This is a genomic window from Streptomyces sp. NPDC005070 (assembly GCF_053600395.1).
On record NZ_JBSFZS010000001.1, the window covers coordinates 30,738 to 54,047 of the forward strand.

A 23,310-nucleotide genomic window follows, 5' to 3' on the forward strand; every position below is an offset into this window, starting at 1 on the left:
CATCCTAGACGACCGGATAGACGATCCATTAGATAATCGATTATTAGTGTTATGGTCGATTCAGTAGCCAATGAGGACCTCCTCGTCCGGAAAGGAACGACCGCTGTGCCTGCCAACGACCCCTTCGCCCGCCTCCCCCAGGCGGCCTCGTTCACCGTCACCAGCACCACCGTCACCGACGGCGCCGCGTGGCCGCCCGAGCAGCACTCCTCCGGCCTGCCCGGCGGGAAGGACACATCCCCGCAGTTGTCCTGGAGCGGCGCCCCGGACGGCACCAAGAGCTATGCCGTCACCGTCTACGACCCTGACGCCCCCACCGGGTCCGGGTTCTGGCACTGGGCCGTCGCCGACATCCCCGTCACCGTCACCGAACTCCCCGAGGGCGCCGGCGACGACAGCGGCTTACAACTGCCCGAGGGTGCCTACCAGTTGCCCAACGACGCCCGCGTGGCCCGCTACATCGGCGCCGCCCCGCCGGCCGGACACGGCGTGCACCGCTACTTCATCGTGGTCCACGCCCTCGACATCCCCTCGACAGGCGTTCCGGCCGATGCCACACCGGCCGTTCTCGGCTTCACCATGGCCAGTCACACCCTCGGACGCGCGGTGTTGATCGCCACTGCCGAAACGCCCGCCTGACAGCGCCGCCCGACTCCCGGAGGCACCACCGCCATGCACCTCGACGCCCTTCGCGGCTCCGCCCGTACCGGCGACGGCCCGATGGACCTGAACGCCGTCCGCGACGTCAGCCGCGCCGTCAGCGCCGCCCACCTGTTCATCTATCTCGCCCCCGAGACCGCCGAGGAGGCGGCCGAGCTCGGCGTGACCGCCCGCGGGCCGGCGTATCTGGCCTTCCGGTCGGCCGCGATGGGCGCGGTCCCGTGGCAGGTCACGCTCGCGGCCTTCTACAACTTCAGCCCGCGGGCAGTGCGGGCCATGGCGGGTGTATGGGACGCCGCGCCACCCGAGCGGTGGCAGGCCGCCCGCTTCCTGGCCGCCGGCCGGGCGATGCGGCGCGTCGACGTCCGTCTCACGGACGACCACCTCGCCGAGGCGCGCTCGCTGATCGACCGGGTCGTCGCCGGTGCCGCCTACGCGGGCAAGGTGCTGGCCGCCGCGAACGCCTCGGTCGCGCTTCCCCCCGATCCTCTCGTCGCGCTCTGGCAGCAGATCACGGTGGCGCGCGAGTGGCGCGGCGACGCCCATCTCGTCGTACTCGCCGACAACGGCCTCGGGCCGTGCGACTGCCTCGTTCTGCACACCGCGACCGGCCGCCTCCCGACAGCTCTCGCGCGAGCGACCCGTCAGTGGGACGACGAGGAGTGGAGCGCGGCGACGGCGCGCCTCGTCGCGCGCGGCTGGCTCGACTCCAACGCCGTGGTCACCGACGCCGGCGGTGCGGCACGCGAGCGCATCGAAGGGGAAACGGACGAGCACTGCGCCGCGCTATGGGCGCCGATCGGCGACGCGGGCGCCCGCCGCTTCGCCTCGCTCATCGCGCCGATCAGCAACGCGTTCACCGCGGCGGGGACGTTTCAGGTCGTTCGTGAAACGCCTGATCTCGCATGAAGCGTCCTTTGCGCAAGCAAGATCGACAACCGCCCTGTTCACCGCCTGGCGCTCCCGTCTGTCGGGCGAGCGGGGGAGCATTCCTGGCCGGGGTACGGGACTACATGGCCCCGTCGCTGGGGCAAGGGCGCCAAGGGGGAGTAGCCATGCCGTCTTTGTCAGCCAGCCCGAGCGGTGGCGAACCGCCATACGGGAGGCGGTGATTACGCCCTGAAGACCAAGGAGTGCGCAGTGTATTGACATGTGCGGGACACGGCGCTGAGATGTGTTTGATTTCGTTCGACCACGTTGAATTGTGCGTCAATCACCCCCCTCGGAGCCGCACATGCGTCACGAACGGCACCCTTTCGAACGGCACTCCTTCAGACGTCGGCTGGCGGCAGCCTCCGCCTCGCTGGCGCTGATCGCCGGAGGCGGCACGGTCGCCGCGCTGGCCGCGGTCGCCCTCCAAGTCGCGGCCGCACCGCCCGCCGCCGCGGTCGAGAACGGTCTGGCCCGTACGCCCCAGATGGGCTTCAACAACTGGAACTCCACCCACTGCAGAGCCGAGTTCAACGAGGCGATGGTGAAAGGCGTCGCCGACACCTTCGTATCGCAGGGACTGAAGGACACCGGCTACACGTACGTCAATATCGACGACTGTTGGGCGCTGCCCAACCGGGACGCCTCGGGCAACCTGGTGCCGGACCCGGTGCGGTTCCCGAACGGGATCAAGGCGGTCGCGGACTATGTGCACTCCAAGGGGCTGAAGTTCGGCCTGTATTCGAGTGCGGGGACGAAGACCTGTGACACCCAGGGGTTCCCTGGCGGCCTCGGGCACGAGCAGCAGGACGCCGACCTGTGGGCGTCCTGGGGCGTCGACTACCTCAAGTACGACAACTGCAACAACACCGGTGCCGACGCGAAGACCCGCTACAAGGCGATGGGTGACGCGTTGAAGGCCACCGGTCGGCCGATCCTCTACAGCATCTGCGAATGGGGCTCCAACCAGCCCTGGAACTGGGCGCCGGACATCGGCAACTCCTGGCGTACGACAGGAGACATCAGCGACTCCTGGACCAGCATGATCGGCATCGCGCACCAGAACCAGTCACTGGCCTCGTACGCCAAGACGGGTGCCTGGAACGACCCGGACATGTTGGAGGTCGGCAATGGCGGAATGACCGACACCGAGTACCGCACCCACTTCAGTCTCTGGTCCGAGATGGCCGCGCCGCTGCTGATCGGCAGCGATCTGCGCACCGCGAGCCCGGCGACCTTGGCGATCCTGAAGAACACCGATGTCATCGCGGTCGATCAGGACAGTCTCGGTAAGCAGGGCACTGTCGTCTCCGCCTCCGGCGGACTCGTCGTGATGTCCAAGCCCCTTGCCGACGGCGGGCGTTCGGTGACGCTCACCAACGAGAACGCGAGCGCGCAGACGGTCTCCACCACCGTCGACCAGATCGGGATCGGCGGAGCGTCCTCGTACGCCCTCAAGGACCTCTGGTCCAAGGCGACCAGCTCGACGACGAGTGCGATCAGCGCCTCGGTTCCCGCGCACGGCACGGTGATGTACCGCGTCACACCGGGCAGCCCGGTGCCACCGCCGACCGGCGTCAGCCGCCTCAGCGATCTGCCGTGGACGTCGGCGGTCAGCGGCTGGGGACCGGTGGAGCGCGACCGCAGCAACGGCGAGCAGGCGGCCGGCGACGGGAAGCCCCTCACTGTTGGCGGGACGACCTACGCGAAGGGGCTCGGCACCCACGCGTCGAGCGAGATCACGTACTACTTGGGCGGCAAGTGCAAGACGGTCGGCGCCGATGTCGGGGTGGACGACGAGGTGAGCAAACCCGGGACGGTGGTCTTCCAGCTCTTCAAGGACGGTGCGAAGGTCGCGGACACCGGTGTGCGCACGGCGAGTGATCCACCGGTGCACGTAGGCGCCGATGTCACCGGCGCCACCACACTCAAACTGGTCGTCACCGATGCCGGTGACGGCATCCAGTACGACCACGCCGACTGGGGCAACGCCCAACTGGCCTGCGGCAACGGCCCCTCGGCCGGCACACACCCGCTGAGTGACCTCACCTGGACATCGGCCTCGAACGGCTGGGGCCCGGTGGAGAAGGACCGCAGCAACGGCGAGCAGGCGGCGGGCGACGGCAGGACGCTCACCCTCAACGGGGTCACGTACGCGAAAGGCCTCGGCGTGCACGCGGCGAGCTCGGTGACGTACTACCTGGGAGGCACCTGCACCTCGCTCAGCACGGCAGTCGGAGTCGACGACGAAGCGGGCGGCAATGGCGCGGTGGACTTCCAGATCTACCGGGACGGTGCGTTGGCCGCCGACAGCGGAGTCGTCAAGGGGCCTGACGCGGCCGAGCAGTTGACCGCCGATCTCACCGGCGGCCAGGAGCTGAAGCTGGTCGTCACCGACGGCGGGAACGGGGTCGACTACGACCACGCGGACTGGGCGGGCCCCCAGCTCACCTGCTCCTGACGGGTCCGGCGACGATGAGGGGCCGGCCCCACTGCCGGGGGCGGCCCCTGGGGCGAGGGTGACTGTGTGTCGCCTCCCGAGTGGCTTGCGGGTGGAGTCCAGTCCAGGACGCGGACATGGACTCAGGCTGCGCCGCCGGGTGCGAGGCTGCTCGTGCTGGTGTGGCCGCGTGTGCTGTCCGGTCTCCCCCCGAGGGCCGCGGCTTGGTGGAGGCAGTGCTGGGCCTCGCTGCCGCGTCCGAGGGCCCGCAGGGCGTTTCCGCAGGTGGTCAGCAGCAGGGCCCGGCGCTCGTCGGACTGCTCGTGCGGGGCGAGGGCCAGAGCGCGCCGGCACCGGCTCAGGGCTTCGCGCGGGCGGCCGGCGGTCAGAAGGTGGTTCGCCAGGTGATACAGGGCCAGCGTTTCGGTGTGGGGGTGGGCCAGGAAGTGGGCCATCCTGGCTGCCTCCTCGCGCCGGATCCCGGCGTCGGCCAGTTCCCCGGTGCGTTCCAGGGCGGCCGCCCAGTTGATCAGGGCGATCACCTGCCCGCGCCGGTCTCCGGCTCGGAAGGCCAGGTCGGGAGCGCGACTGAGATGCGTCAGCGCTGCGGTGTGCCGGCCGTTCTCGGTCAGAACCCAGCCCAGCAGCGCGCGCAGCCGTGACTCGGCGTCGGTGTCGCCCAGCGCGACAGCGGCGGCGAGGCCGTGTTCGAGCGTCGGCTCCCAGCCGTCGTTCACCTGCCGCACGATCAGCGGCCACAGCTGGACGGCGAGGCGCCAGGCCAGTTCCCGATGCCCGGCCTGGGCCGCTGCCGCCACCGCAGCGGTGAGGTTTGCGCGTTCGGTGACGTACCACGCCATCGCCGCGGCACGCTCGGTGAAAGTCGGCGGCGGGCCGGGCGGCGAGACTTGCGGAGGCAGGGAGCAGCAGGGCTGGCTGCCGGGTTCGGCCGCCGCGGCGGCGGCCTGGGCTGCGGCCAAGTAGTGCACCAGGAGGCGTTCGAACCCCGTCGCGTCGGCCCGCGCCGACAGGGAGCGTGCGTAGAGCCGGACCAGGTCGTGCATCAGGTAACGGCCACTGGCCCGTTCCTCGACGAGGTGGGCCGCAGCGAGTTCCTCCAGGGCGGCGCGCGCGGCAGCGGGCGACAGGCCGCTGAGCGCCGCTGCCGCGCCGCCGTCGAGCTCGGAGCCGACATGCAGGGCCAGTTGGCGAAAGAGCAGCGCCCCGGCCGCGGGCAGATGCTGGGCGCTCAGGCGCAGGGCCGCCGCGACGCCGAGGTCCTCGGTGGCGAGCAGGGACAGGCGCCGGTGTTCGTCGGCCAGGTCGTCGGCCATCGCGCGCAGGGTGAGCCAGGGACGTGCCACCAGCCGGGCGGCGGCCAGCCGCAGTGCCAGAGGCAGGCCGTCGCACAGGGCGGACAGTTCCTCGGCGGCAGCGGGTTCGGCGGCCACGCGCAGCTCGCCGATGACGCCGCGCAGGATGTGCACGCCGTCCGCGGGCGCCAGACGCTGAAGCGGCAGCAGCCGGGCGCAGTCGGTGGCCACCAGCCCCTCGAGCCGGTTGCGGCTGGTGACCAGCACCGTGCACTGGGGTGTGCCGGGCAGGAGCGGACGGACCTGCGCCGAGTCGAGGGCGTTGTCGAGCACGATCAGCGCGCGGCGGTCGGCGAGCAGGGAGCGGTAGAGGGTTTCGGCGGCGCGGCCATGACGGGGCAGGTGTTCCTCCTCGACGGCGAGGGCCAGCAGGAAGTCGTGCAGGACGCCGGCATGCGGACTGCCCTCGCCGTCCGGCTCCAGGGTGCGCAGGTCGGCGTAGAGGATGCCGCCGGGGAATTCGCCGGCGTGTGCATGCGCCCAGTGCAGCGCCAGCGAGGTCTTGCCGACGCCGGCCGGTCCGGTCACCACGCTCAGGGTGCCGGCCGGTGCGATGGTGGTCAGGCGGGCGAGGTCGGCGGTGCGGCCGGTGAAGCCGGCCGGCGCGCGCGGCAGGAGGCACGGGACCGGCGGGCAGGGATGCGGGGCGGCGGCCCGGTTCGTTGCCCTCCGCGGCCCGGGCGCGGCCGGCAGGGGTGTGCCGGTGCTCGGTGGCCGGGAGTGCAGAACGTCGAGATACGCCGCTGACAGCGCGGGGCCCGGATCGACGCCCAGCTCCCGGGCGAGGAGTTGCTGGGTGCGGCGGTAGAGGGTGAGGGCGTCGCCTTGACGGTCGGCACCGTGCAGGGAACGGACCGTGGCCGCGATGAGGGATTCGCGCAACGGATGGCTTTCGGCCGCCGGCCGCAGCAGGACGAGGGCGTCCGCCCCGTTGCCGCACGCATGCAGAGCGTCGGCGTATTGCTCCAGTGCCACGAGGCGTTCTTCCATCAGATGGTCGGCGGCCGCCGACAGCGAACGGGTGTCCGCGATCCCGCCGAGCACCTGGCCCCGCCACAGACCCAGGGCTTCGACAAGGAACGCGGCCCGCCGCTCGCCAGAGACCGCCGCGGCACGGCGCACCAGCTCGTGAAAGCGCCGTACGTCCACCGACCCCGGTGCGACGCGCAGAGCGTAGCCCCCGCTCCCGGTGACGACTTCGGCCGCAGGCGTCGTACGCATCAGCCCGCGCAGCGCGGAGATGTGACCGTAGACGACGGTGCGGGCGTGGGCCGGTGGCCGGGTGTCCCACAGTGCGTCGATGATCCGCTCGGCGCTGACCGGCGTGCTGTCGGCAAGCAGGAGCAGCGCCAGCACGGCTCGGCGCTTGGGAGGGCCGAGTGGCACCTCTTTGTCACCCGTGAAAGCCGAAACGGGCCCGAGAAGCCGGAATTCCATCAGCATTCTCCTCTTGGCCCTGTCGTCCGGGCGGACATTCACCAGAAGGCAGACAAGCATGCTCGTCCCCGAAATCAGGTGCTCGGATCGGGAATTGGACAATCGGCGTTTCAAGTCCGTCCAGAAAGCGCCGGGTTGCGTGAGGTCCATGTGATCCCTGCCACCGGACCCGAGTGCGCGGGGTGACGAAAAGCGTGCGAATGCGTTCAGCGGGAGACTGCAGCGTCGAATGTGTCGTACCGAATTCAATTTCCGCGCGCGACGCAATCAGCCGTCCGCCGTCCGACGGGGGCGCCGTGGACAGGGGTCCGGACCTCGGGCGGGGTCAGCACCTCGGGCAGGGGTCCGCACTTCGGGCAGGGCGGTGACAAGGCCTGACGACGACCTAACGGCCGGATGCCATGGCCGCTCCTGTTCAGCGTTACACCACCGTTAGGCCCCCTCGGCAGGCTCTTTCCCGGAAGCCAGAACAAGGAATCAGGAGGCGCGATGTCACACAGCGCAGGATTTCGCAGGGGCCCGGGCGCGGTGGGCAGGGCGGTGACGGCGCGCGGCGCAGTGGCCGCAGCTGCCATGGCCGCCGTGGCCGTGTTCGCCTCGGCGGGCAGTTCCGTTGCCGCGGCAGGGCACGACGCGGCGCACGCGTCCACGGTCTCGGCGCAGTCGGCACGCAGCACCCGGGTGCACGTCGTCAACGGCACCACCACGACCCTGTATCGCAACTACTCGTCGCTGTCGCACGGGGTCTGGGACGACGAGACGCCGCCCGAGGCCATCGACGGCGGGAGCCAGGTCGTCTGGGGCTCCCATTCCTCCGGGATGATGACGGGAACGGAAGGCGACGCCCGCTACTCCCTCGGCAACGCCGGTGAGATCACCCTCCACTGGGACAACCCCTACGCGGGCAGCAACAGCTACGGCTGTACAGCCCCCGCCGGCTACAGCTGCGCGCGCTCCGGCGGCAGCGGCAACAACGCGGACGTGTGGTTCACCATCAGCGGCAGCGGCCGCGCCGCTGCGGCGAACCGTGGCCCGCAGTCGGCGTCCGCGGCACGCAGCACCCACGTCACGCTGCAAAACCGTACGCCCAACGAAATGCTGCGCACCTCCTCGAGCCTGGTGCACGGTACCTGGAGTGAGAACCTGCTCCCTCCGGACCACGTGTACCCGATGTCCAACGCGACCTGGCAGTCGGAGTCGAACGGGTTCATGACGGGGACGCAAGGAACGGCCGTCTACAACATGCTCAACGTCGGCACCGTCAGCGTCTCCTGGAACAACCCCTACGCGGGCAGCAACGGATACTCCTGCTCGCCTCCCGCCGGATACACCTGCCGGCAGGACGGCGGCGGCGGTGACAACGCCGCCGTCACCTTCACCGTGCTGAAGAGCTGACGGCGGGCGCCTGCCTTTTCCGGCCGTCTCCATCCACCGCATTCCCCCTCCTTCGCAGCTTCTCCTGTCGTGCAGGAGAGAAGGGACGACAATGTCTCGTTACACCGCAGCACTGTCATGCGCTGCCGCCCTGGCCGTCCTCACAACCGGCTCCGCCGTGGCACTGCCCGCCGACACCGCGCATGCCCGCACCGCGCCCGCGGCGGTCACCGCGCAGGCCAACACCTACGTGCTGGCCCCGCAGGACCAACCCGATCTGTGGCTCGGCGACGCTGACTACTACGGTTCGGTCCTCTGCAAGGCCAGCCGGAGCTGGTACGGAGACGCACGCGACAACGCCATCTGGCAGACGACCAGCAACAGTGACGGCTCCATATCGCTGGTGAACATGGACACCCAGGGGAACAGGGAGCGTCTGAGGAACGTGGGCGAGGGGATCCTCGTCTCGGTCGGCGACGGTGACGCCTTCCACTGGTTCAAGGTCGCCGGCCCCGCCGGGACCTTCGGGCTACGGAACAAGGCAACAGGCCGTTACCTGGCGTTCACCGCCGCCGGCACGGTGCTGGGGGCCGTCAACGCCTACTGGTGGTTCATGGTCAACACGCTTCCGTAGCCTGCGGGTTCGGCCTGCATCGGTGCCCCCTGGCTCGTGCCGGGGACGCGAAAGTGCCTTCCTGAGCGGGGTGGTGAGGCTGGCCTCGGCCTTGCCACCCTCGTGGGAAGGCACTCGCGGCGTGTCCGCCCCCCGCCGCCCCGGTGCTCGCCGCGGCGAGGACTGCTATGGCCTCATGGGGGCGGCCCTGGTCGATGGCAGGTGTCGGCGTCGGCCTGCGGCGTCACTCGGTGGGCAGGGTGAGCGCCAGCTTGCCGGTGACGCGGCCGTCGAGGAGGTGCCGGACGGCTGCGGCGGTCTCGGTGAGCGGGTAGACGCGGTCGATGACGGGGCTGAGCGCGCCCGCGTCGATGAGGCCGGTCAGGTCGCGCAGCCCGTCGGCGTGCTCGGAGGCGATGAAGGTGCCCAGGTGCCGGCCGGTGAACGGGGACAGCATCTGTGCGCGGATCTGCCGGTCGGTGCCGCCGAGCCAGCGCCCGTTCGTCTCGCCACCGGTGATGACCAGCCTGCCGCGGGGTGTGAGGGCGCGGCGCAGATCCCGTAGGCCTCGGTTGCCCGCGATGTCGATGATGGCGTCGTAGCGTCGCGGGCCGGCGAGGAAGTCCTCGCGGGTGTAGTCGATCACGTCGTCGGCGCCCAGCGCTCGTACGGCGTCGAGCTTGGGCATGCTCGCGACGGCCGTGACGTGGGCACCGAAGGCGTGAGCGAGTTGGATGGCGTAGGTGCCCACGCCGCCGGCGGCTCCCGTGATCAGGACCTGCTGGCCCTCCTGGACCTTGCCCTTGTCGCGGACCGCCTGGAGTGCGGTGAGCGCGCTGACGGGTACCGTCGCCGCCTCCTCGAAGGTGAGTCCGGCCGGCTTGGGGGCGATCCTGTCGGGACGGGCGGCGGCGTATTCGGCGAACGCGGCCGCTGCCGTGCCGTAGACCGCGTCGCCGGGCGCGAACCCGGTCACGTCGGAGCCGACCGCCTCAACGACACCGGCGATGTTGCGGCCGGGGTTGGGGAGCTTCGGCCTGCGCAGCCCGCTCACGGGCCGGACCGCGTAGGGCAGACCGGCCATCAAGTGCCAGGTGCCCCGGTCCACGCTGGAGGCGCGCACCCGCACCAGTACCTCCCCCGGCCCGATGCCGGGCCGGGGGAGCCGCGCCGTGCGCAGTACCGCCTCCGGCTCGGTGCCGTAGTGCTCCTGCACGACGGCCGCCATCGTCCGGGTCCCACCGGTGGCCGCGATCGTCTCGCTCTTGGTCCGCATCGTTGCTGCTCCAGGCTCCGTCTCCCATGCACTTACGCCGTAAGTGCCGCTTACGCCGTAAGTACAGCACTTACGGCGTAAGCTCGTCAATGCTGGAAGACGACGCGAGGAAGTGACTGCCCACCGTGACCCGACGTAGCACCCCGCAGCCGATCCGCGAGCCGCTCACCCGGCAGCGGGTGCTGCACGCAGCCGTCGAACTCGCCGCCACAGGAGGCCTGGAGACGCTCAGCATGCGCAAGCTCGGCGAAGCCGTCGGAGTCGAGGCGATGTCGCTGTACAACCATGTGGCCAACAAGGAGGACCTGCTCGACGGCATGGTCGACCTGGTCTTCGGCGAGGTCGAACTGCCCGCGCCGGGTGACGACTGGCGACAGGCCATGCGGCAGCGGGCGATCTCGATGCGTCTGGTGCTGTCCCGCCACCGCTGGGCCATCGGGCTCATGGAGTCACGTTCGACCCCGGGCCCGGCCACCCTGCGTCACCACGACGCCGTACTCGGCTGCCTGCGCCAGGGCGGGTTCTCCCTGCCCCTGACCGCCCACTCCGTCTCGGTCCTCGACAGCTACATCTACGGGTTCGCCCTGCAGGAGAAGGCCTTGCCGCTCGACACCCCGGAGCAGACCGCCGAACTTGCGGAGTCCATCATGAGCGGTTTCGGCGACGGCGAGTACCCGTACCTGACCGAGATCGCGACCGCCCACGTCATGCGTCCCGGGTACGCCTACGGCGACGAGTTCGAGTTCGGCCTGGACCTCATCCTCGACGGCCTCCAGCAAGCGGCGGACTGACGCATTCCTCCCGGCGCGGCGGCACTTACGGCTTGTGGGTTACCCAGAGCAGTTCCGCCGGCCAGCGGTGTGCCCAGTCGGCTGGGTCGGTTTCGTTGTAGCCGTTGGGTGTTCCGAGTTCGGGCCGCGGCTCGATGAGGTCGTCGATGACGAGACCCGCGCCGCGCAGGACCTTGACCCAGTCGCCGTAGGTGAGCTGATAGCTGGTCGCGCCGTCGCCTTCGGCGATGGTGTTCAGCCCGAAGTAGTCCTGCCGCAGCGTCGTGGTCACGCGGCTGGCGGCTTCGTCGTAGCAGGCTTCGAACCATGGGCTGGCGACGTTGAACACCAGGCGCCCGCCTCGGCGCAAGACACGTGCGGCCTGCGGGACGGCCAGGTGCGGGGGCGCCCAGCTGAGCCCACCGAAGTCGCAGAACACCAGGTCGAAGCTGTCGGCGGCGAAGGGGAGTTGTTCGGCGGCGCCTTGTACCAGCGGGTAGCGGGCCGCTCCCATCGCGTCGGCCGCTGCGGCGAGTTGGGCTTCGGACAGGTCGAACCCGACCACGGTGGCGCCCTCGGCGGCGAGCGCCCTGGACCATTGCCCGGCGCCGCAGCCGAGTTCGAGGACGCGCCTGCCGGTGACGTCGCCCAGGGCGTTCAGGTGCGCGTCGGGGATGGAGTACATGCCCCACAGCCGGGGTGTGGCGCCGATGTGCGGGTCGTGCTTGTGCTGGTAGGCGCTGCTGATCCGGTTCCAGAGCCGCCGGTTGGCGGGGATGCTGTCCACGTGCCGACTCCAGCACTGCCTGCCGGGGGCGGTCAACACGATTTGGGCATTGGCCGGCCCTCGCCTCGGTCCGGCCCTGGCTCGGCCCGTGATCCGCCGGACTAGCCCTGGCGCGCTGTCAGTTCGGTGCGGATCCGGGGGAGCACCTTGGTACCGAGCAGTTCGATGGCGTGGAGGAAGTCGCGCTGGGGCATGCCGCCGACGTCCATCTGGAGGATTTGGCGGGTGTGGCCGAGCAGGCCGTGGAGGTGGAGGATGCGGTCGGCGATCTCGTCCGGGCTGCCGACGAACACCATCCCGCCGGGGCCGAAAGCGGCGGCGCGGTCGGCGCGCGGCGGTGCGGGGCGGCCGAGTTCGGCCAGGGCCTCGGCCATCATGCGGTGCTCGTGGTCCAGGTAGGTGGCGCGGGCCTTGTCGCCGTCGTCGGCGACGAACCCGTGGACGGCGACGGCGATGCCGGCCTGCTCGGCGGGGTGGCCGGCCTGGTCCCAGGCGGCGCGGTAGGCACGGCCGTACTGGGCCCAGTGTCCTGGGGTGCCGCCGAGGATGCCGAGGAACATCGGCAGGCCGAGCTCGACCGCGCGGTAGACGGAGTCGGGGCTGCCGCCGGTGCCCAGCCAGATCTTCAGCGGCTCCTCGGGGCGGGGAAAGACGGTGACGTCCCGCAGGGGCTGCTTGCGGTGCGGCCCGTCGAAGGTGACGTTCTCGCCGGCGTTGACCGCCATGAGCAGTTCGAGCTTGGAGGCGTAGAGCATGTCGTAGTCGTGCTCGTCGTGGTCGAACAGCGGGAAGGTGATGGTGGAGGACCCGCGTCCGGCGACCGTTTCGATGCGGCCGGGTGCGATGGCCGCGGCGGTGGCGAGCTGCTGGAAGACGCGGATGGGGTCGTCGGTCGACAGGACGCTGACGGCGGTGCTGAGCCTGATCCGGCTCGTGGACGCGGCGGCGGCGTTGATGACGGCGGTGGGCGAGGACAGCGGCATCGCGCGCATGTGGTGCTCGCCGACCCCGAAGTAGTCCAGTCCGACCTCGTCGGCGAGCTTGATGGCTTCGAGCACGTCGCGGATGGCCTGGGCGGTGGGGCCGTGGCGGCCGTCGTCCAGGCGGGGGGTGTTGCCGAAGGAGTAGACGCCGAGTTCGAAGGTCATGGCCGGGTGCCGCGCTTTCCGGTGCTGAGGGCGGGCAGAGGTGCCCGCCGGGACGCGCCGTGTGGCGCGTCCCGGTGGCTGGGTCGGTAGGTCAGAAGCTGTAGGGGCCGAAGCGGCCCCAGGCCACCAGGGCGGCCAGGACGAGCAGGACGGTGTTGAAGGCGATCGCGGAGGGCTCCTTGCGGCGGGTGTGGGTGATGGCGGCCAGGAGCATGACGACGGCCAGGCCGGTGGCGGCGACCGGCGTCAGGACGGGGGCTATGCCGGTGGCCGCGGGCAGGATCAGGCCGAGCGCGGCGGCGAATTCGACGATGCCGATGAAGCGGACGGTGGCCGGGGAGAAGTCGGCCACCCACGGCAGCTTCTCGGCGAGCTTGTCCTTGGGCTGGGTGGACTTCATGACACCGGCCATCGCGAACATGGCGGCGAGCACGGCCTGCACGATCCACAGGAAGACGTTCACAGGAGCGGGATCCTTCGGGGAGACGGGGAGACGGGGAGACGGGGAGACGGGGAGACGGGGAGAGAGGGGGCAGCGGTGCAGGAGACGTCTGGCCTCCGGGGGGGGGCTTGGGCGCGATGAAACGCACGACGGTCCGGTCCAGTCCCGAGTGCGTGATCCGGTCGGTCATGCCGGTGATCTCGTCGTAGGCGCGGCGCATGAACTTCGTTCACTGCGACAGCACGCATGACAACAGACCTCTCGGAAGTGGAACGGTCGGCCCGTTTTCCCGTCGTCAGCGTAACAAGAGAAGTGGGCCGCCTGTTCCACTTGGTTAGGATGAACACATGACCTCTTCCGCAGCCCCCGACACCACCCCGGAAGACCAGCCCGCAACGGGGCTGCGTGTCGATGCCGAACGCAACCGCGACCGCATCCTGGCCGCCGCCCGCCGCCTGTATGCCCGCGAGGGGCTCGGCGTCTCCATGTCCGCGGTCGCCCGTGAGGCCGGCGTCGGCAAAGCGACCCTCTCGCGCCGCTTCGACACTCGCGAGGACCTCATCAACGCCGTCTTCGCCGACCGGATGGACGCCTACGCCGCCGCGGTGACCACCGCCCTCGACGACCCCGACGCCTGGCACGGCTTCACCGGCTACATCCACGCCATCTGCGCCATGCAGGCCGCCGACCGCGGCTTCGCCGACGTACTGACCATGAGCTTCCCCGCCGCCAAAGCACTCGAAGAGCGTCGCGCCGAGGCATACAACGGGGCCCTCGAGCTCATCGACCGAGCCAGGCGGACAGGGCACCTGCGCGAGGACTTCACCGACCGCGACCTGCCGATCCTCCTCATGGCCAACGCCGGCGTCGTCAGCGCCGCAGGCGACGCCGCCCCCGATGCCTGGCAGCGCCTGGTCGCCCACATGCTGCGTTCCTACGCCGCCCCCGGCGCCCCGGTACCGCCCCTGCCGGACGCGCCCGCACCCACCGCCCTCTACCGCGCCATGGTCCGCCTCAGCCGGGCGAACTGACGCCCAAGGTCTGTCCGCTGCACCGCTCTCGGACTACCGGCCCCAGGCGGAAACACCTGACGGGCCACCGGAACGCCCGGCGAAGAACTCGACAGTCTCCTCCGGCGCTGTCAGCCCACCCTGGCGGCAGCGCCGGGTCGTACACGGGGCGGCGTCGGTTCCGGCGGTGTCCACGTCACAGCCTCATGCCTTCCACCCAGCCCACCCGTCGGCAGACCGAGTGCGCGTACGCACCCGGCCGCCAGCCCGATCATGGCAGGTCGGCGCGCTGCAACACCTTGCCGGGCGTGCTTGCCGGGGCTGTGAGCTGAGCTCCTGGCGCACGTCCGGGTAGCAGCGCAGCCGGACACCGCGCTGCCCCGTTTCCGTGTCGTACGGTCTGCCGTCGCGGTCGTCCACCGTCCGCGACGGGTCTCACCGGAACCGGCGGTGCCGCCGGTACGGCCGAAGGATCTGAACCGCTACCGGAAATCAGGCCGCGACGAGCTCCTGCTCGCGGTCCGGCGTCTTGACCTTGGGCTTCTTGTTCGGCAGCGAGAGCCGGAAGACCTTGTGCCACGCGGAGAACACCTGCTTGGGCAGCGGCCCGGTGACGTATTCCAGCTCGTACTTGTCGAACAACGCGCGCACCTTCACCGCGACCTCGGCGTACCGGTTGCTCGGCAGGTCCGGGAACAGGTGGTGCTCGATCTGGTGCGACAGGTTGCCGGTCATGAAGTGCATGGCCTTGCTGCCGCTGATGTTCGCCGAGCCCATCATCTGGCGCAGGTACCACTGGCCGCGCGTCTCGCCCCTGATCGACCGGCGCTCGAAGACCTGCACGCCCTCGGGGAAGTGCCCGCACATGATCACCGAGTGGGTCCAGATGTTGCGGACGATGTTCGCGGTGAACGTGGCGGCGAGCGTGGTGAGGAACGACGGGCCCGACAGCAGGGGGTGGATCACGTAGTCCTTGAGCACCTGCTTGCGGATCTTGCGGCCCACGGCCCTGGCTCGCGCGCGGAACTCCGGGTTCTTGCGGCGGCGCTTGTGCAGGTTCTTGCCGAGCTCCAGGTCGTACGCCGCGATGCCGTACTCGAAGAAGCAGGCGTTGATGAAGTTCCACAGCGGCTGGCCGAGGTGGATCGGGTGCCACTTCTGGTCCTCGTCGACGCGCATGATGCCGTAGCCGAGGTCGTTGTCCTTGCCGATCACGTTGGTGTACGTGTGGTGCAGCTCGTTGTGCGAGTGCTTCCACTGCTCGGCCGGCGAGACGTGATCCCAGTCCCAGGTGGTGGAGTGGATCTTCGGGTCCCGCATCCAGTCCCACTGGCCGTGCAGGATGTTGTGGCCGATCTCCATGTTGTCCATGATCTTGGCCACGGACAGACCGGCGGTGCCGATCAGCCACGCGGGCGGGAAGATCGAGAACAGCAGCACGCCCCTGCTGACCAGCTCGAGCTTGCGCTGCGCCGAGATGACCTTGCGGATGTAGGCGGCGTCCTTCTCGCCGCGGTCGGCGATCACCTCGTCGCGGATCGCGTCCAGCTCGCGGCCGAGCTCCTCGATCTGCTCCGCGGTCAGGTGGGCGGTGGGGTCGATGGCGGTCAAGGTGCTCCTACCGTTCGATGTCGCAGGGGCCCGCCGCGGCGGACACGCAGGTCTGGATGAGGACGCCCGGTTCGGCCTCGGTGATCTCGCCGGTGCGCAGGTCGCGGACGGCGCCCGCCTTGAGCGGCGTGACGCAGCCGAAGCAGATGCCCATGCGGCACCCGGACGGCATGAGCACGCCGGCCTCCTCGCCGACGTCCAGCAACGGCGTGGCGCCGTCCGCGTCGACGGTCTTGCCGGTGGTGCTGAACGTGACCTCGCCACCGTCACCGGCGACGACGATGCCGGGGCGGAAGCGTTCGGTGTGCAGGCGCTCTTGGACGCCGTGCCTGGTCCAGTGCTCTTCGGCGGCGTCGAGCAGCCCCGCGGGCCCGCAGGCCCAGGTCTCGCGCTCGGCCCAGTCGGGCACGAGTTCGTCGAGACGGGCGATGTCGAGCATGCCGTCCGTGTCGGTGTGCAGCTCGGTCAGACGCAGCTTCTTGTCCGCGACCAGGCCGTGCAGATCGTTGCGGAAGATCACGTCCCCCGCCTGTGGCGCGGAGTGGACCATGACGACGTCGTCGAACTCGGTGTCGCGGAGCATGCCCATCACCGGCGTGATGCCGCTGCCGGCCGTCAGGTAGAGCACTTTGGCGGGCTTGGCCTTTGGCAGCACGAAGTCACCGGCCGCCTGGTCGAGCTGGATCAGCGTGCCCGGTTTCGCCTTGCGGACCAGGTGGTTGCTGACCTTGCCGTCCGGGATCGCCTTCACGGTGATCGTGACGCGGCCGTCCTGGCGGTTCGTCGGCGAGGTGACCGAGTAGGCACGCCACAGGCGCACCCCGTCGACGTCGACCCCGATCCGCACGTACTGACCGGCCGTGTGGCCGCGCCAGCCCCGTCCCGGCCTGATCACGATGGTCGCGGCGTCACCCGTCTCGGGGTGCACGGCCTCGATACGCCCCCGTAGGTCGGCGCCCGCGCGCAGCGGGCTGACCAGGTCGAGGTAGTCCGACGGCAGCAGCGGCGTCGTGACCATCTCCAGCAGTTTCCATGCCCTGCTGCGGAGGGCTGCACTCGTCATGCCTCCAGCTTGATGTGCCTCAGGGCGTAAAGTCCTGTCCGCAGGACGTAAATCTGGTCGGCTGAATTGTTCGCAGGGTACAAAAAATGAGCCATGTAATCCGGAGGGCCACCGAACTGGCCCTGGACGAGACGACGGTCACCGTGCTTCGGGCCGCGCTGAAGACCACCGCCGACGAGGTCGTCCAGGCGATCATCGACGAGGTCCCTCCCTACGCCAACGCCCTTTCGGGCCGCATGGGCGCCACCATGCGCCGAGCCGTCCGTACCGCCCTGGGCCACTACCTGGACCTCGCCAGCGGGAACGCCACGGGCGGCGACGGCGGTGACGCAGCCTACGAGCTGGGCCGCGGCGAGGTGCGCGACGGCCGTTCGATGGACGCCCTGCTCGGCGCCTACCGCGTCGGCGCCCGCGTGGCCTGGCGATGCCTGGCCGCGGGTGCCGTACCCGCAGGTCTGCCCGCCGCCGAGGTCGCCAAGTTCGCCGAGCTGACCTTCGCCTACATCGACGAGCTCTCCGCCGCGAGCGCCGCGGGCCACGCCGACGAGCTGGCCGCCCGGGGCCGGGCTCATGAGCGCCACCTGGAACAACTGGTCCGCGACCTCCTCGCCGGCGCGAGCCCGGACGTACTGCTGGCCTCTGTCCAACGGGCCGGGTGGCAGCCTCCGGTTTCGCTGACCGCGGTCCTGCTGCCCGCCGCCCAGGCCCGGCCTGCCTACCGCGTGCTCGACCCGAGCACCCTCGTCCTCGACGATCTGCCGGACGCCTCCGGCGTGCTGCTCGTCCCCGATGCCGACCGATCACATCTCCTGAGGCAGCTGACCGACCGCACCGCCGTGGTCGGCCCGGCCCGGCCATGGATTCGTGCGTCCGCCTCGTACGCACGAGCCGTACGCGCGCGCCGCCTCTCCCCGGATATTCGCGACACTGAGGACCACCTGCCCGAGCTGGTGCTGAGCGCCGACGTGGACGCGTTCGCAGACCTGCGTGCCCGAGCCCTCGCACCGTTGCGGACCTTGCCTGTCGCGACCGCGCGGCGGCTGGAGGAGACGTTGCGGGCATGGCTGCTGCACCATGGCAGGCGGGACGAGGTGGCGGCGGCGTTGTTCGTCCATCCCCAGACCGTCCGGTACCGGATGTCGCAGTTGCGGGAGCTGTTTCCGGATCTCGGGTCGCCGCACCGGGTCCTTGAACTGACGCTGGCGGTCGGTCTTCGGGTCAGCTGACGCGCTCTTCGACCGTCCACGACCGCGTCCGCGAACGGTCCAGGAATCGTGCCCCGTCCTCGGTGAAGGCTCCCCCGCAGGGCGGATCCGGTTGGGGAGATCGTATGCGGGGTTGGTCATGACTGGGGCGCACCTGCCGTTTGACCCAAGGGCGATGCGCAACTCGCCCTGCCTGGGCACGTCAGTTCGTCGGGCGTGTCATCCGCAGAGTCCGTGAAGAGACGGCGAGGAAGCACCCGGGTGCCACCGGCATCCTCAGCCTCTACCACGGCGACCACAAGGTCGGCGAAGGCCGCATCAAGACCCAGCCCGGCCGCTTCACCCTGGCCGGCGAAGGACTCACCGTAGGCCGGGACAGCGGCGAAGCCGTCACCGACCACTACCCCGGCCACGCCCCCTGGTCCTTCATCGGCGCCACCCTGCACCGCGTCGCCGTCGACGTCAGCGGCGCCCCCTATATGGACCTGGAAACCGAGGCCCAGGCCATGCTGGCCCGCGAATAGCCGTCGCGGAAGACCGGGAGACGCGACCGACCACGAGGTCACTGACGCGGCCCTCAAGTATCGCGCCGGCCTGCCCGAGGCTCCGCAGACCGGACCCGTTTGTCATCGGGCACAGCCATGACAAATGGCAGGGCGTGCCGACGTGTTGACGGTGGGTTTGCCACAACGCCGCGTCCGCGCGCGGGGTTCCGAGGTGGCGGACGTCACGGTTTTGGGACTCCGTCCGCAGGTCACTCGGATGACCCAAGGTTCCGGACAGGCCGCCTGTCCTCCTGCGAAGAAGGATGTGCCCTGTGGCTGGTGAAGGCGTTTCAGATCGTTTGGTCGGCTTGCTGACGGTTCGAGGCGAAGACCTCGGTGCCGAATGGGCGGACAAGGTCACCGGTTCCCTGGGCGGGCGGGTGAGCCGCGCCGAGGTTCAGCGGGAGTTGCAGGAGATCTACACCGCGCTGGTGGCCGCGCTCGCCGACGGCGGTCTCGACGGACGAGGGGAGGCGTTCGGCGAGGTCCGCGCGCTCCTGAGCGAGCTGTCGCGCAACCGCGCCCACCAGGGCTTCACTCCCACCGAAACCGCGGTGAGCGTGTTCGCTCTCAAGGAGGTCCTGGAGCCGGCCCTGTCCGGCCATGACAATGACCTGCAGGCCTACCTCAAGTTCTCCGCGTTGCTGGACACCCTGGGGCTGTTCACGATCGAGGTCTACACCCGCACGCGCGAGGAGCTGATATCGGCGCAGGCCGAGCAACTGCTGGAGCTGTCCACACCGGTCGTGAAGCTGTGGGACGGGGTGATCGGTGTTCCGCTGGTCGGAACCCTGGACTCGGCGCGCACGATGGTCGTGATGGAGAAGATGCTCCAGGCCCTGATCGACACCGGTGCCGAGCAGGCCATCATCGACATCACGGGTGTGCCGGCGGTGGACACCGAGGTCGCCCAGCACCTGCTGAAGACGGTGGTGGCGGCCCGGCTGATGGGTGCCGAGTGCACGATCTCCGGCATCCGTCCGCAGATCGCGCAGACGATCGTGGCGCTGGGGATCAACTTCGGTGACATCGTCACCAAGGCCACGCTGGCCGATGCCCTGCGGCACGCGCTGCGCCGCTCCGGTGTCACGCTCTCGCGCACGGCGTCCCAGGCAGGTGCTCGGTGACCGAGCGTGTTCCAGTCCTGCGGATCGGGCAGGTACTGCTGGTGTCGATCCAGACGGACCTGGACGACCAGTCGGTGATGCTGCTTCAGGACGACCTGGCGGCCAAGGTCGTCGAGACGGGCGCCCACGGGGTGGTCATCGACATCACCGCGGTGGACATCGTGGACTCCTTCGTGGGCCGGATGCTGGCGACCATCGCGTCCATCTCGCGTCTGCTGGACGCACAGACCGTCGTGGTGGGTATGCGCCCGGCCGTCGCCATCACCCTGGTCGAACTCGGCCTGTCCCTGGGCGGCGTACGGACCGCGCTGACCCTGGACAAGGGACTGCGCCTGCTGCGACAGGCCCGCGACCGGTCCCTCGGGGAATCCGAGCCCGACGTCGTGGCCGGCCCTGGTGCCGACGGCGTCGTGCCGGATGCTGCGGCAGGCCTGTGAACGGCGCCTCCAGCGCCTCGGAGACGCTGGAGATCACCGCCAACGCGGGCGTGGTGCAGGCGCGCCAGCGGGTACGCGCCCTGGCGCAGGAGTGCCGCTTCTCCCTGGTCGAGCAGACGAAGCTGGTCACCGCCGCGAGTGAGCTGGCCCGCAACACCCTTATCCACGGCGGCGGCGGCACCATGACCGCCGGCTTGGTGGAGGAACGCGGGCGGCGCGGGGTGCGTCTGGTCTTCAGCGACCGGGGGCCCGGCATCCCCGACGTGGAGCTGGCCCTGACCGACGGCTGGACGTCGGGCGCCGGCATGGGCCTGGGGCTGTCCGGCTCCAAACGACTGGTCGACGACTTCGTTCTGGAGACCGCCGCCGGACAGGGGACCACGGTGACCGTCACCAAGTGGGCGCGATGACGGCCATGGGCTCCACGCGGTTGATGGACTGCGAGGACGTGGCCTGGTTCCGCGACCAGCCGGAGGCCGCCCGTGGCGCGGCCGCCGCACTGGGTCGGCGTGTCGGTCTGGGGGAGCAGCGCAGTTCCCAGCTCGTGCTGGCGGTGGCCGAACTGGCGGGGAACATCGCCAAGCATGCCGTCGACGGTTCCCTGCTCCTGCGCGTGGTGCGCAACGAAGCCACCGCCGGGGTGGAGGTGCTGGCCGTGGACGGCGGCCCGGGAATCGCCGACGTGCCGGCGGCCCTGCGGGACGGCATGTCGACAGCCGGGACCCTCGGCATCGGCCTCGGTGCGGTCCAACGCCTGGCCGACTCCTTCCACATCCACTCCCAGCCCGGCCTGGGCACCGTGCAACTCGCCCGTTTCTGGCCGCGTCCCGCACACCCGTCGGTAGCCGGGGAACCTGCCGTGGGAGGTATCACCCGGCCGATCGGCGGCGAGCAGGTCTGCGGCGACGCCTGGGCCGCCCGCACGGACACCGGCGACCAGCCGCCTGTCTCACGGACCGAGAAAGCGGCCGGCTCGCCCGCATCCGGCGCCGCAGACTGGTCCACCCTGACCGGCACCCGACCGCCTTCCCCCCACCCGCGGACGGCCACGTCCCGGGGCTCCTTCACACGCTCCGGCCGCTCCGATCGTCCGACGGCCGTGCGCGCGGCCGTCGCCGGGCCCGGCACCGGCGTGCTGATCATGTCCTGTGACGGGCTGGGCCACGGCCCGATGGCCGCCGTGGCGGCCCAGGCGGCCCTTCACGCCTTCAAGACAGGAACCGCCCGCACTCCGGAAGGGGCCATGGAGGAGGTGCACCGCGCTCTGCGCGGAACGCGCGGCGCGGCGGTGGCCATCGCGCGCCTGGAACCGGACGGCCGCCTGCTGTTCTGCGGCGTCGGGAACATCACCGCCGCCCTGGTCACCAGCACCAGCCGCAGCACGTTGCTCTCCCACCCGGGCATCACAGGCCACCAGATGCACCAACTGCGCACCTACGAGTACCACCTCCCGCGATACGGGATCCTGGTGATGCACTCCGACGGCCTCAGTGAACGCTGGACCCGCAGCGACCTGGCGGGCCTGCTCCACCACCCGCCCGCCTTGATCGCCGCCGCGCTGATGCGTCAGGCCGGAACCCGCCGCGACGACGCCAGCGCGGTGATCGCCAAGGCGGCACGGTGAACGTACCCGCCCCGCGCGCCCTCACCGCCGGCGCCAGTGCCCTGCTGGTGACACCGCTCAGTACCGAACACGACATCTTCGCCCTGCGCCGCCACGCCAAGACCATCGCTTCGGCCGTCGGCCTGGACGACCGCGACCAGGTGCGCCTGGCCACCGCGGTGAGTGAGCTGGGACGCGACCTGCTGCGCCCTTCCGCGATGACCGCCGTTTTCAGCCTGCAGCAGGAGCCGGCCGCGCTCCGCACCCTCCTGCAGTGGCGCGACGACCGCGCCCCCGGCAGCGAGTCGCTGACCGCCGTCACCCGGCTGCTTCCGCAGACCCGCTACGAGCCGGACCCCGGCCACCCGGATCCCCCAGGCGGCGGCCGGATAGAGATCGTCTGCCCCGTCCCCGAGCCCGCCGCCCGGGACCTGAAAGTGGAACAGGTCCTGGCCCTCCTGGAGTCGGACGGCCCCGCCAGCGCCATCGACGACCTGCAGGCACAGTCCCGCGACCTGATCAACGCACTCCAGGAAGCCCACGCCCAACGCGACGAACTGGAACGCCTCAACGAGGAACTGACCGAGACCAATGCCGGGGTGATGGCCCTCTACGCGGAACTGACCGTCGAGCACAAGGACGTCGTGGAACGCTTCGGACAGGAGCACGAACTCGCCCTTGCCCTGCAGCGCACCTTCCTTCCCGCACGCCTGCCCCAGAGTCCCGGTGCGGAACTCGCGGTGCGCTACCTCCCCGCCGCCACGACCGAGATCGGCGGAGACTTCTACGAAGCCGTCACCACCCCGCAGGGGCTGCTCCTCGCCGTCGGGGACGTCGTGGGTCACTCCCTCCAAGCCGCCATGGTCATGGGCGAAATCCGCCATGCCCTGCGCGCCTACGCCGCGCAGAACCTCCCCCCGCACATCCTGCTGCAGCACTTGGACCATCTGCTGGGCCTGCATCAGCCCGGATGGACCGCCACTGTGTGCATCGTCCTGGTCGACGCCGACCACGCGCACCTGCACGTCGCCAACGCCGGCCACCTGCCACCCCTGCTCCTGGGGCCCGGCGGTGTGCCCCGCTATCTGAGAGCACACGGCCCGCTCCTGGGCCTGGGCCTGCCGCAGCCCGCGGCCCTCAGCCATCGCGTCGAACCGGGCAGCCGGCTCGTCATGATCACCGACGGGCTCATCGAGACCCGCGACACCGAACTCAACGAACGCCTCGAACTTCTCAGCGCTGTCGTGGCAGAAGGGCCGGGGGAGCCGGAGGCGTTGTGCGCCCACCTGGTGGACGCCTTCGGTGAGGACCCCGAGGACGACATCATCGTCTTCGCGGCCCGCCTCCATCCGCCTCAGCCTCTGATGTCCGGAGCCGGCTGACCGGCAGGCTGCCGGCCCGGCAGGCCAGTCGTCCGCGGGCAGTACGAGCAGCGGGCGGCGAACAGAATTCTCTTCTG

20 protein-coding genes and 1 pseudogene are annotated in these 23,310 nt (G+C 70.4%); 14 read left to right on the forward strand and 7 right to left on the reverse strand.

The window, feature by feature from the left end; translation table 11 throughout:
- Positions 1-105 precede the first annotated feature (105 nt).
- From ACWEBX_RS00135 to ACWEBX_RS00145, 3 genes are all read left to right on the forward strand, one after another.
- Positions 106-639, forward strand: a complete 534-nt coding sequence (locus tag ACWEBX_RS00135; protein WP_451882637.1) for a YbhB/YbcL family Raf kinase inhibitor-like protein — start codon at positions 106-108, stop codon at positions 637-639.
- Between the two features lie 33 nt (positions 640-672).
- The gene (locus ACWEBX_RS00140; RefSeq protein WP_451882638.1) at positions 673-1,569 is read left to right on the forward strand and encodes an SCO6745 family protein; all 897 of its coding nucleotides are present in this window, start codon (positions 673-675) and stop codon (positions 1,567-1,569) included.
- A gap of 325 nt (positions 1,570-1,894) precedes the next feature.
- Positions 1,895-4,051, forward strand: a complete 2,157-nt coding sequence (locus ACWEBX_RS00145) for an NPCBM/NEW2 domain-containing protein (protein ID WP_451882639.1) — start codon at positions 1,895-1,897, stop codon at positions 4,049-4,051.
- A 122-nt stretch (positions 4,052-4,173) separates the two neighbouring features.
- Here ACWEBX_RS00145 and ACWEBX_RS00150 read toward each other — a convergent pair whose 3' ends face one another.
- The gene (locus ACWEBX_RS00150) at positions 4,174-6,840 is read right to left on the reverse strand and encodes a BTAD domain-containing putative transcriptional regulator (protein WP_451882640.1); all 2,667 of its coding nucleotides are present in this window, start codon (positions 6,838-6,840) and stop codon (positions 4,174-4,176) included.
- Positions 6,841-7,329: 489 nt separating this feature from the next.
- Here ACWEBX_RS00150 and ACWEBX_RS00155 point away from each other — a divergent pair, with 489 nt between their 5' ends.
- Together ACWEBX_RS00155 and ACWEBX_RS00160 are read left to right on the forward strand one after the other, a co-directional pair.
- Positions 7,330-8,235, forward strand: a complete 906-nt coding sequence (locus ACWEBX_RS00155) for an aegerolysin family protein (RefSeq protein ID WP_451882641.1) — start codon at positions 7,330-7,332, stop codon at positions 8,233-8,235.
- Positions 8,236-8,326: 91 nt separating this feature from the next.
- Positions 8,327-8,848, forward strand: coding sequence for a hypothetical protein (locus ACWEBX_RS00160; RefSeq protein WP_451882642.1), 522 nt, complete (start codon positions 8,327-8,329; stop codon positions 8,846-8,848).
- A gap of 223 nt (positions 8,849-9,071) precedes the next feature.
- Here the strand turns inward: ACWEBX_RS00160 and ACWEBX_RS00165 are convergent, their stop codons facing one another.
- Positions 9,072-10,103 (reverse strand): NAD(P)-dependent alcohol dehydrogenase, encoded by a 1,032-nt coding sequence (locus tag ACWEBX_RS00165; protein ID WP_451882643.1) that lies wholly within the window; start codon positions 10,101-10,103, stop codon positions 9,072-9,074.
- A 125-nt stretch (positions 10,104-10,228) separates the two neighbouring features.
- Here ACWEBX_RS00165 and ACWEBX_RS00170 point away from each other — a divergent pair, with 125 nt between their 5' ends.
- Complete coding sequence (locus tag ACWEBX_RS00170; RefSeq protein ID WP_451882644.1) at positions 10,229-10,894, forward strand: TetR/AcrR family transcriptional regulator; 666 nt, start codon at positions 10,229-10,231, stop codon at positions 10,892-10,894.
- A 25-nt stretch (positions 10,895-10,919) separates the two neighbouring features.
- On the opposite strand, the gene ACWEBX_RS00175 is transcribed toward ACWEBX_RS00170, so the two are convergent.
- From ACWEBX_RS00175 to ACWEBX_RS00185, 3 genes are all read right to left on the reverse strand, one after another.
- Positions 10,920-11,660 carry a class I SAM-dependent methyltransferase gene (locus ACWEBX_RS00175; protein ID WP_451882645.1) on the reverse strand — a complete coding sequence of 247 codons (741 nt, stop codon included), beginning with the start codon at positions 11,658-11,660 and terminating at the stop codon, positions 10,920-10,922.
- Between the two features lie 101 nt (positions 11,661-11,761).
- Positions 11,762-12,808 (reverse strand): LLM class flavin-dependent oxidoreductase, encoded by a 1,047-nt coding sequence (locus tag ACWEBX_RS00180; protein ID WP_451882646.1) that lies wholly within the window; start codon positions 12,806-12,808, stop codon positions 11,762-11,764.
- Between the two features lie 91 nt (positions 12,809-12,899).
- A complete protein-coding gene (locus ACWEBX_RS00185; protein ID WP_451882647.1) occupies positions 12,900-13,271 on the reverse strand; it encodes a DoxX family protein in 372 nt (123 codons plus the stop codon).
- 326 nt (positions 13,272-13,597) lie between these two features.
- Between ACWEBX_RS00185 and ACWEBX_RS00190 the strand changes: the two genes are divergently transcribed.
- Positions 13,598-14,281 (forward strand): TetR/AcrR family transcriptional regulator, encoded by a 684-nt coding sequence (locus ACWEBX_RS00190; protein ID WP_451882648.1) that lies wholly within the window; start codon positions 13,598-13,600, stop codon positions 14,279-14,281.
- Between the two features lie 471 nt (positions 14,282-14,752).
- Here ACWEBX_RS00190 and ACWEBX_RS00195 read toward each other — a convergent pair whose 3' ends face one another.
- Positions 14,753-15,871, reverse strand: coding sequence for a fatty acid desaturase family protein (locus ACWEBX_RS00195; RefSeq protein ID WP_451882649.1), 1,119 nt, complete (start codon positions 15,869-15,871; stop codon positions 14,753-14,755).
- A gap of 7 nt (positions 15,872-15,878) precedes the next feature.
- Positions 15,879-16,934: a ferredoxin reductase gene (locus ACWEBX_RS00200; protein WP_451882650.1), complete on the reverse strand. Its 1,056-nt coding sequence runs from the start codon at positions 16,932-16,934 to the stop codon at positions 15,879-15,881.
- A gap of 86 nt (positions 16,935-17,020) precedes the next feature.
- Between ACWEBX_RS00200 and ACWEBX_RS00205 the strand changes: the two genes are divergently transcribed.
- From ACWEBX_RS00205 to ACWEBX_RS00235, 7 genes and pseudogenes are all read left to right on the forward strand, one after another.
- Complete coding sequence (locus ACWEBX_RS00205; protein ID WP_451882651.1) at positions 17,021-18,160, forward strand: PucR family transcriptional regulator; 1,140 nt, start codon at positions 17,021-17,023, stop codon at positions 18,158-18,160.
- A 140-nt stretch (positions 18,161-18,300) separates the two neighbouring features.
- Complete coding sequence (locus ACWEBX_RS00210) at positions 18,301-18,663, forward strand: hypothetical protein (RefSeq protein ID WP_451882652.1); 363 nt, start codon at positions 18,301-18,303, stop codon at positions 18,661-18,663.
- 284 nt (positions 18,664-18,947) lie between these two features.
- Positions 18,948-19,811, forward strand: coding sequence for an STAS domain-containing protein (locus tag ACWEBX_RS00215; RefSeq protein ID WP_451882653.1), 864 nt, complete (start codon positions 18,948-18,950; stop codon positions 19,809-19,811).
- Positions 19,808-20,158 (forward strand): annotated as a pseudogene (locus ACWEBX_RS00220) (STAS domain-containing protein); the annotation flags it as partial. The gene ACWEBX_RS00215 and the pseudogene ACWEBX_RS00220, both read left to right, overlap by 4 nt.
- A gap of 86 nt (positions 20,159-20,244) precedes the next feature.
- Positions 20,245-20,658, forward strand: coding sequence for an anti-sigma regulatory factor (locus ACWEBX_RS00225; RefSeq protein ID WP_451882654.1), 414 nt, complete (start codon positions 20,245-20,247; stop codon positions 20,656-20,658).
- Positions 20,655-21,872, forward strand: coding sequence for an ATP-binding protein (locus ACWEBX_RS00230; RefSeq protein ID WP_451882760.1), 1,218 nt, complete (start codon positions 20,655-20,657; stop codon positions 21,870-21,872). Before ACWEBX_RS00225 ends, ACWEBX_RS00230 begins: the two co-directional genes overlap by 4 nt.
- Positions 21,869-23,233, forward strand: a complete 1,365-nt coding sequence (locus ACWEBX_RS00235; protein ID WP_451882655.1) for a PP2C family protein-serine/threonine phosphatase — start codon at positions 21,869-21,871, stop codon at positions 23,231-23,233. The genes ACWEBX_RS00230 and ACWEBX_RS00235 overlap by 4 nt, the downstream gene beginning before the upstream one ends.
- Positions 23,234-23,310 lie beyond the last annotated feature (77 nt).